The 7,496-nt window shown below is 45.7% G+C and carries 10 protein-coding genes; 4 read left to right on the top strand and 6 right to left on the bottom strand.

Annotated elements, in window-relative coordinates:
- From F6K51_RS34440 to F6K51_RS34430, 3 genes are all read right to left on the bottom strand, one after another.
- Positions 1-211: BrnT family toxin (locus F6K51_RS34440; protein WP_293029811.1), on the bottom strand; the 211-nt coding region annotated here is incomplete at its 3' end.
- Positions 212-336: 125 nt separating this feature from the next.
- Positions 337-699 carry a DUF5615 family PIN-like protein gene (locus tag F6K51_RS34435; protein ID WP_293029808.1) on the bottom strand — a complete coding sequence of 121 codons (363 nt, stop codon included), beginning with the start codon at positions 697-699 and terminating at the stop codon, positions 337-339.
- Positions 700-701: 2 nt separating this feature from the next.
- Positions 702-989, bottom strand: a complete 288-nt coding sequence (locus F6K51_RS34430; protein ID WP_293029805.1) for a DUF433 domain-containing protein — start codon at positions 987-989, stop codon at positions 702-704.
- Between the two features lie 169 nt (positions 990-1,158).
- On the opposite strand from F6K51_RS34430, the gene F6K51_RS34425 reads away from it, so the two are divergent.
- A complete protein-coding gene (locus F6K51_RS34425) occupies positions 1,159-1,383 on the top strand; it encodes a hypothetical protein (protein WP_293029802.1) in 225 nt (74 codons plus the stop codon).
- Between the two features lie 257 nt (positions 1,384-1,640).
- Entirely contained in the window at positions 1,641-2,216 is a 576-nt protein-coding gene (locus tag F6K51_RS34420; protein WP_293029799.1) for a transposase, read from the top strand.
- A gap of 269 nt (positions 2,217-2,485) precedes the next feature.
- Here F6K51_RS34420 and F6K51_RS34415 read toward each other — a convergent pair whose 3' ends face one another.
- A complete protein-coding gene (locus F6K51_RS34415; protein WP_293029797.1) occupies positions 2,486-3,847 on the bottom strand; it encodes a DUF4157 domain-containing protein in 1,362 nt (453 codons plus the stop codon).
- Between the two features lie 74 nt (positions 3,848-3,921).
- Between F6K51_RS34415 and F6K51_RS34410 the strand changes: the two genes are divergently transcribed.
- Entirely contained in the window at positions 3,922-6,096 is a 2,175-nt protein-coding gene (locus F6K51_RS34410; protein ID WP_293029794.1) for an ATP-binding protein, read from the top strand.
- Positions 6,097-6,327: 231 nt separating this feature from the next.
- Here F6K51_RS34410 and F6K51_RS34405 read toward each other — a convergent pair whose 3' ends face one another.
- Together F6K51_RS34405 and F6K51_RS34400 are read right to left on the bottom strand one after the other, a co-directional pair.
- Positions 6,328-6,780 (bottom strand): helix-turn-helix domain-containing protein, encoded by a 453-nt coding sequence (locus F6K51_RS34405; protein WP_293029792.1) that lies wholly within the window; start codon positions 6,778-6,780, stop codon positions 6,328-6,330.
- A gap of 102 nt (positions 6,781-6,882) precedes the next feature.
- Positions 6,883-7,113: a hypothetical protein gene (locus tag F6K51_RS34400; RefSeq protein WP_293029790.1), complete on the bottom strand. Its 231-nt coding sequence runs from the start codon at positions 7,111-7,113 to the stop codon at positions 6,883-6,885.
- A 38-nt stretch (positions 7,114-7,151) separates the two neighbouring features.
- On the opposite strand from F6K51_RS34400, the gene F6K51_RS34395 reads away from it, so the two are divergent.
- On the top strand, positions 7,152-7,391 hold the full coding sequence (locus F6K51_RS34395; RefSeq protein ID WP_293029787.1) for a hypothetical protein: 240 nt from the start codon (positions 7,152-7,154) through the stop codon (positions 7,389-7,391).
- Positions 7,392-7,496 lie beyond the last annotated feature (105 nt).

Genomic DNA, 7,496 nt, shown 5'->3' with positions numbered 1-7,496 from the left:
CAGAAATTAATCGAATCACCTCACCGCGCATGGTATATACAACGACCAATGGTAATCCAGAGTTTCCTATTCCCACTGCGATGAAACGTTCTTCACTAATCGAATCTGGATCAATGTCATGAATGGCAAGGGGATCGAAAAACACCATTTCAGCTTCCGCAAAGGAAACACCATGATGCATGCCAATTGGTTTTTGCAATTCTTGGATCATATTCAAAGGTCATACATATATTATATGTATAACTTAAAGTCTAGTCAAGATTAATGTAGTGCGATTGGCCGTAGGCCACGCTACGCGAACGCACTCGGTTGGTGTGTTGGGAGAAGCGTACGCTATTATTCTCCCCAAGCACTTAAAAATTCTACTTGATTTTTCATGTCTTCTGCTGATTTAGTGGCAATTATCCTTAAAATCCGCCGCATTTGTTCACCAATGGAATAGTTTTGAAACCCTAAAATAATCCCTGAATGCTCTTGTTTTTTCTCGATAAAATTAGTATGAATTCTATAAAAGTCTCGGGCATTAAAGCTATAAATAACACGCTGATGGTCATAGGCCCATTGTAATTGTTCTTCATCGCTACGGGACAACATTTGAGCTTCCCCTGTCGAGACAACATTCACGTTGCGAAGACGCAAGGCCGTTATCAGATCGCTATCCATGGTATCTTCATCTAAATAAAGACGAATTTGTGTCATTTTTAGGATTTGGTTGCCTGATAATGTTGTTTGGCGAGTTCTTCATAGGCGGTTTGTTCGGCTGCTATATCTTGGTCAATTTCCTGACGGTTAGCATGATAATACGTTAAGGCAGCATAAATTTGAGTGATTGTTAGGTGATTTAATCGTCTGGCTATTTCTTCGGCGTTGTTACCTTGATTATATAGGCCAGCAATTCGGCGCACAGAGGTTCGAGTTCCTGCAATGACTGGACGATTACTATTGGCATCAGTTGTGATCAGTTTGCCAATGTCGGTAAGGGTTGCCAAGGGGTTTCTCCACTAGAAATGGGGGGTTTTCCCTTATTTTAAAATATAGTGCGTCCGCATTCGGAGCGGGTAGGGTGGGCAAATACTAAACGGAAGGCAATTTCATCAGGAACCCAAGACCATTTGCCCACCAAACTACAAGAGTGCGATCGCATTCGGTAGGGGTAGGGTGGGCAAATACTATACCGAAGGCAATTTCATCATATATCCTGACTATTTGCCCACCCGACAAGTGCGATCGCATTCGGAGCGGGTAGGGTCGGCAAATACTATACCGAAGGCAATTTCATCATCAATCCTGACTATTTGCCCACCCTACTACAAGCAAGGGGTAGGGTCGGCAAATCATCAACCATTAACCAATAGTCGGGTAGATCGCAATTCCGTCGGGTAGGGTGGGCAAATTCTGTACCGAAGGCAATTTCATCATAAATCTAGTCCATTTGCCCACCCTACTACAAGTAGATCGCAATTCCGTCGGGTAGGGTGGGCAAATTCTGTACCGAAGGCAATTTCATCATATATCCTGACTATTTGCCCACCCTACTTTATCCGCGTACGCACTCAGCGTGCTCATCCCCATTTGCCCACCCTACTCTGAATCGGGATTAAACTGAAACAGAGGATGCTCGCCACCATCAATATCTCAATATGTCGAACTATCGTCGTTCTTATGTGCCAGGAGGAGTATTTTTTCTGACAATAGTCACTTATCGCCGTATTCCTCTATTTTCAGATGTTGAGAATATAATAAGGTTACGGAAGGCCATGGCGAAAATGCGGACAGAAAAACCCTTTGACATCACAGCAGCCGTTGTGTTACCGGATCATCTTCATTTTATCTGGTCGTTACCACCGGATGATTCTAATTATTCTATGCGAGTGTCTCGGTTAAAGGTATTATTTACCCGGTCTTTACCGGGAAAACGTTCATTATTTGGTGATATTTCTGCTTCTCGTCGTAAGCATCGAGAAAGCAATGTCTGGCAACGTCGGTTTTGGGAGCATACAATTCGTAATGACCATGATTTACACCGACATATAGATTATATTCACTATAATCCGGTTAAACATGGTTTGGTGTCTTGTCCACATTTGTGGCAATATTCCAGTTTTCACAAATGGGTGGAGCGAGGCAAGTATCGACCGGATTGGGGGTGTTGTTGTGGGAGTAATTTACCACAAGTTCTAGATTTTAGCGATTTAGAAGATTTTGCAGGGGAGTAGGGTGGGCAAATTATTAATGTGGGGTAGTGGCGTTGGCGTAGGGTGGGCAAATTATTAATGTTTGACCAATTGATCTCGAATCATGTCCATTTGCCCACCCGACAAGAGCGAACACTTTGCTTGAACGCAACCAACAACATAGGTGATCGCATGCCCTAGGGTAGTCGGGTTGGGTGGGCAACTTCTGAGAGTTTGGCAATTTGATCACGAGTCATGTCCATTTGCCCACCCTACTAGATCTGCGTACGCACTCCTAACCTTGATCAATCCTACGCTTCCGGGTATTTTTCCTTGGTTATCTCTTTTATTTTTTCGATTACCCAATTGTACATTTTGTCCTTTCCTATGGACTGACTTTGGCGGAATAATACATTCCCACTAGCACTGTTACACTTGGGGAATGTACCGCCATAATCCTCTGATTTACCCCATGCTCTATCCATTATAAGCAGAGATCTGCTTGAGCTATTCTCATAGCCATAACACAAATCGATTGTACCTTTTAATAAATTCGACCAGTTGCTAGGTAAGCCGCTCATGGCCTCCGCTACCGCTACATTCATATCCATACTGTATGCGGCTTTTGTTCCACTTACTTGACCGCCTGCTACCTCGCTCCTTAATCCCAAACCCATTTCTACGACAACCGTAAATTCTAACGAATCTAACACATCTTCCTCTTCCGTTGCGTCACTGGTCATTTTTTGGAGCGGTTTTTTGGGTTTTGGATCGTAATGGTTGTAACAAACTCCCAAGTCCGCCTTTGTCTGGTTGAACCTTGCTTCATTTTCACGTTCAATAATGGCACCGTCCGCAAGGGTCGCTACTCCAACACCTAAAACACTTAACGACTTCTCACACCCACCTTTTTCCTCCTTTTCTGTTTCCAACTCCCGGCTTTCTTCCTTTGTTACCTTCCTTAATACCAATGACCCCATCGCTGTCGCTTCTTCCTCCAATTGTCTTTCCTCTTTTTTTCTCACTCCTTTTTCCTTTCTTAACCGTTGCACCCTTCCCTGCTTCTGCTGGACCACATGCCAAGCCTCATGGGGCAAATGCTTCTCCTGCCCCGGCCCAACATGAATCTCCGTCCCCTGTGCATACGCCAATGCCTGCAATTGTGCAGGTTTCGACGAGTTGTAATGTACCCTCACATCATCCATCGAATAGCCCGAGAGGTTCTCTATTCCTGCCTTGAGGCGATCAGGCAAGCCCGTTTTGTTTTCCTTTTGGCTCCTCGATTCCCTCATGCTATCGCCATAAGTCAGCTCATCCCCCGTCAACGGTTGTGCTCTGAGCTGCACCATCATCCTTTTAGGCTGCAACACCTTATGCCCACCGTGATTCTCCCCTTGCCTGCTTCTATCTCCCGGCTGTCCCAAAGAAAACTTCCCTTGCAGCCCGATTTCTCTCCTTCCCCTTTCCGGTTGGGTTACTCCTGATTCTAAGGTGCGCATCACATTAGCACTCATACTTCCCCATTCCCCCACCGCATCTTCGGCGTTCCACTCCCTTTCCTCTGCTTCCAATATTTCTCTATAACCTTTCCGTCTGGAGTCTTTCTTTTTTTGAGCTATTGACAACGAGGTAGAGTGAGAATATTTCGGTTTATAGGTATGAGTAGTGCGCATAGCTATTTCCTTTTACCTTGTACCCTATTAGAAAAGAATATCAGTCGATCAAACCCGTCTACCAGGAGCGCGACATGGCACCCCAAACTCAAACCAACTGGTATCACTCTAATATTAGTTCTCTGTTTCAAGAAATCGAGCGAGTTCGTAACTATTTAGAAAAATACATAGAAGGTAAAGAAAATCAACAAATCGTTACTGAAATTGTTGACGATACTTCTGCCCTGGCTCAACTATGTTACCACTTCTATCTCTCCCCATTTGAAAGGGATATCCTGCTAATGTGCGTGGGCCAGGAAATAGAACCTATGTTCCAGTCTTTGTTTGCCAAAGCCCAAAAAAATCATCCTCACAAAAACTATCCTACTCTTAGTTTAGCTATAGACGCCCTTCCCGGAGCCAGTTGGCATGTCCTTTCTCCCCAAAGCCCTTTATTTTACTGGCAACTGCTCCAGATTGAACCAGGAAGAATCCTAACCAAGTCCCCCCTCCATATTGACCAGCAAATCCTCTGCTTTCTGTTAGGATACGATGCCACAGACCAGGAATTAGCAGGCAAGATCATACCCCAACCGCCTCAGACTAACCCTCTTTTTTTGCCTCCCTCTCAGTTAAGTATAGGGTCGCAATTGAAAACCATTTGGTCTGGGGGCGAGGGGACAAATAGCTATCCCGTGGTGCAATTATCTGGCTCGGACCGTACCACAAAATACCAAATTGCCTCCGCCACTTGTCAGGATTTGGGGAAAAAGTTACATACTCTCGACCCTGCCGCTCTGACCACCAAGCCCCAGGATGTCTACCAACTCGCGAAGCGTTGGCAAAGGGAAGCCAAACTTAGCAATAGTGTCCTGTTTATTGACTGCGATAGTTATAATTTTTCTGAGCCTGGGCGGGAGTCAGCTCTGAGCAAATTTATTGATAGTAACAATACTCGTTTAATCCTCAGCAGCAATGACCGAAAAATTGACTGTCAGCGGACTATTGTAAACCTAGACATCCCCCCATTGAGCCACCAGGAACAATATGACCTGTGGGAAAGCCATATAGGGTCAGCAGCAGCAGAACTTAACGGTCAACTTGAGCGCATCGCCGTGCAGTTTAACCTCAATACTGCTACTATTCAAGCCGCCTGTGATCAATTCAAAATTCAAAATTCAAAATTCCCACAAAATCCCGGATCTAGCCCCAAGAGCGCCCTAACATTGGGGGAAAACCGATATCAAAATCCCCAAAGAACAAACAGCGAAGCCTCCTCTGGTTTCCCCCTTTTTAAGGGGGACGGAAGGGGGATCTCGGATAGCGAAGCCTCCTCTGGTTTCCCCCTTTTTAAGGGGGACGGAAGGGGGATCTCGGATAATGGTGCCAAAAATCTCAAAGACGAAACCCACCAATCAACTCAATTATGGGATTTCTGCCGCCATTACGCCCGTAATCAATTAGATCACTTAGCGCAACCTATCAATGCTACGGCTACCTGGGACGATCTGGTATTACCTACCCCACAACGGCTGCTTCTGAGCGATATTGCCACTCATCTCAGACACCAGTATAAAGTCTATCAGCAATGGGGTTTCGCCCAAAAAGGCGACCGGGGTTTGGGCATCAGCGCCCTATTTTACGGTGCTAGCGGTACTGGTAAAACCATGGCAGCAGAGGTATTAGCCCAGGAATTTCGTCTGGATCTTTATCGCATCGACCTAAGTCGAGTTGTCAGTAAATATATTGGTGAGACGGAAAAGAATCTGCGGCGGATCTTTGATGCAGCTGAAACCGGTAGTGCTATTCTACTGTTTGACGAAGCCGATGCCCTGTTTGGTAAGCGTACCCAAGTTAAAGACAGTCACGACCGCCACGCTAACATCGAAGTCAGCTATTTGCTGCAACGTATGGAAGCCTATCAAGGGTTAGCTATATTGACCACCAATTTCCAAAGCGCTCTCGATAGTGCCTTTTCGCGCCGCATTCGCTTTGTGGTCGAGTTTCCGTTTCCCGGACCCGAAATCCGTACCCAAATTTGGCAGCGCATTTTTCCAGCCCAGACCCCAACCCTTAACTTAAATTACCAGAAACTCGGTCAACTCAATGTAGCTGGGGGAAATATTCGCAATATAGCCCTAAATGCCGCTTTTTTGGCCGCCGCCGCCGATGAACCCGTGAACATGGAACATATCTATGAAGCCACAAAACGGGAATATCAAAAGTTAAAGAAAATGTTGACAAACGATGAGATTGAAGGGTGGTTTTAGTTGTGGGGAATGGGGAATGGGGAATGGGTAATAGGTAATAGGTAATAGGTAATGGGGAATGGGGAATGGGGAATGGGGAATGGGGAATAGGTAATAGGTAGAGTGGGCATCCTGCCCGCTCGAAAAGATCAGCAGGCGTAGGGTGGGCAAATGCTTATCCTCTGACAATTTGATCTGGAATCGGGTCGATTTGCCCACCCTACAATAACTAGGACGGGGAGTGTCAAAGACTTAGCTAATAGCCGGAAAACTACCACCAATAAAGTGAATATCACTGAAGGTTTCGATCCACAAACGAGCACCACAATCAAGGGGATTATCCGGCTGATAAACAATCTTACACGGACCAAGGATTTCGACTTCATTACCGTAGAGATTAGTGCCCTTTCGTTTTACTGAAATCACTGGCTTCCGGTCTTTGGGGCTTTTCTTGATATTCGAGCCAATGTGATTGCGATTGACATTAATCTTCGCTAAAGCTGGCGGACGACTAGTGCGCCATTTCCCCTTTGGTCCACGATTACCTTTAGTAATTTGTGGCAAATGGTTGAACAGAGGAATAATCCAGAATTTTCCGCTTTTATAGGCACCCCGGACCCGACCCTTCTCTAGGAGTTGGCGCAATCGTCGAGAAGAAATTCCTAATAGAGATGCTGCTTCAGTAGTTCCAACGCACTTGTTCATCAGTGGACTCTCCCTTAACTATTCCGATAATACTAGTTTAAGGGATAAAAGGAAAATTGACAACTTGAGGGAATTTAGAATTTAGAATTTAGAATTTAGAATTCAGAATTGGGAATCGGGAATCGGGAATCGGGAGTCGGGAATCGGGAATCGGGAAGAAACGGAAGAGTTTAGGATACTCGGTGGATGCGTTCGCGTAGCGGCTCCAAAGGAGCATCGCGTAGCGGCTCCAAAGGAGCATCGCGTAGCGTGGCCTACGGCCAATCCCGTAGCGGCTTGGAGTATCGCGCAGCGTGACCAAAGGTCAATCGCGTAGCAGCTCCAAGCTCCCATCACATATAGTTATCTACAAAAATTAACTAATTAATTAGTTGGGTACACAGGATTTTTCCCCACTCCACTACTCCACTACTCCCTGCTCCCTACTCCCTGCTCCCTACTCCCTGCTCCCGATTCCCGACTCCCGATTCCCCACTCCCGACTCCCGATTCCCTGTTCCCTGTTCCCTACTCCCAAATTTGTTACAAAAGTTTTCACAAAATGTTATAATGAAGGTTTTTTTGTGCTATAATAAAAATACCGTGGACGCTGTGCGACGTGAAAGCGTCTGAATGAATCGAAACCTGAAATGGTTTTCTGAGGAGTGCATCCCTCAGCCTGCCGAGATGAGAGGGGAAGAGTAATCGGAACCTGTGTGCAGATTCTCGATAAAGTCC

This window comes from Moorena sp. SIO3I8, from assembly GCF_010692325.1.
Lineage (GTDB): Bacteria > Cyanobacteriota > Cyanobacteriia > Cyanobacteriales > Coleofasciculaceae > Moorena.
Note: the sequence above shows the minus strand (reverse complement) of the source record. Positions and strands in the feature narration are given on the sequence as shown.

What these genes read in the sequence shown, in the direction of transcription:
- F6K51_RS34420 (WP_293029799.1), top strand. Translation starts at nt 1,641, where the DNA reads ATGTCGAACTATCGTCGTTCTTATGTGCCAGGAGGAGTATTTTTTCTG.
- F6K51_RS34415 (WP_293029797.1), bottom strand. Translation starts at nt 3,847, where the DNA reads ATGCGCACTACTCATACCTATAAACCGAAATATTCTCACTCTACCTCG.
- F6K51_RS34435 (WP_293029808.1), bottom strand. Translation starts at nt 699, where the DNA reads ATGACACAAATTCGTCTTTATTTAGATGAAGATACCATGGATAGCGAT.
- F6K51_RS34400 (WP_293029790.1), bottom strand. Translation starts at nt 7,113, where the DNA reads ATGGGAGCTTGGAGCTGCTACGCGATTGACCTTTGGTCACGCTGCGCG.
- F6K51_RS34410 (WP_293029794.1), top strand. Translation starts at nt 3,922, where the DNA reads ATGGCACCCCAAACTCAAACCAACTGGTATCACTCTAATATTAGTTCT.
- F6K51_RS34405 (WP_293029792.1), bottom strand. Translation starts at nt 6,780, where the DNA reads ATGAACAAGTGCGTTGGAACTACTGAAGCAGCATCTCTATTAGGAATT.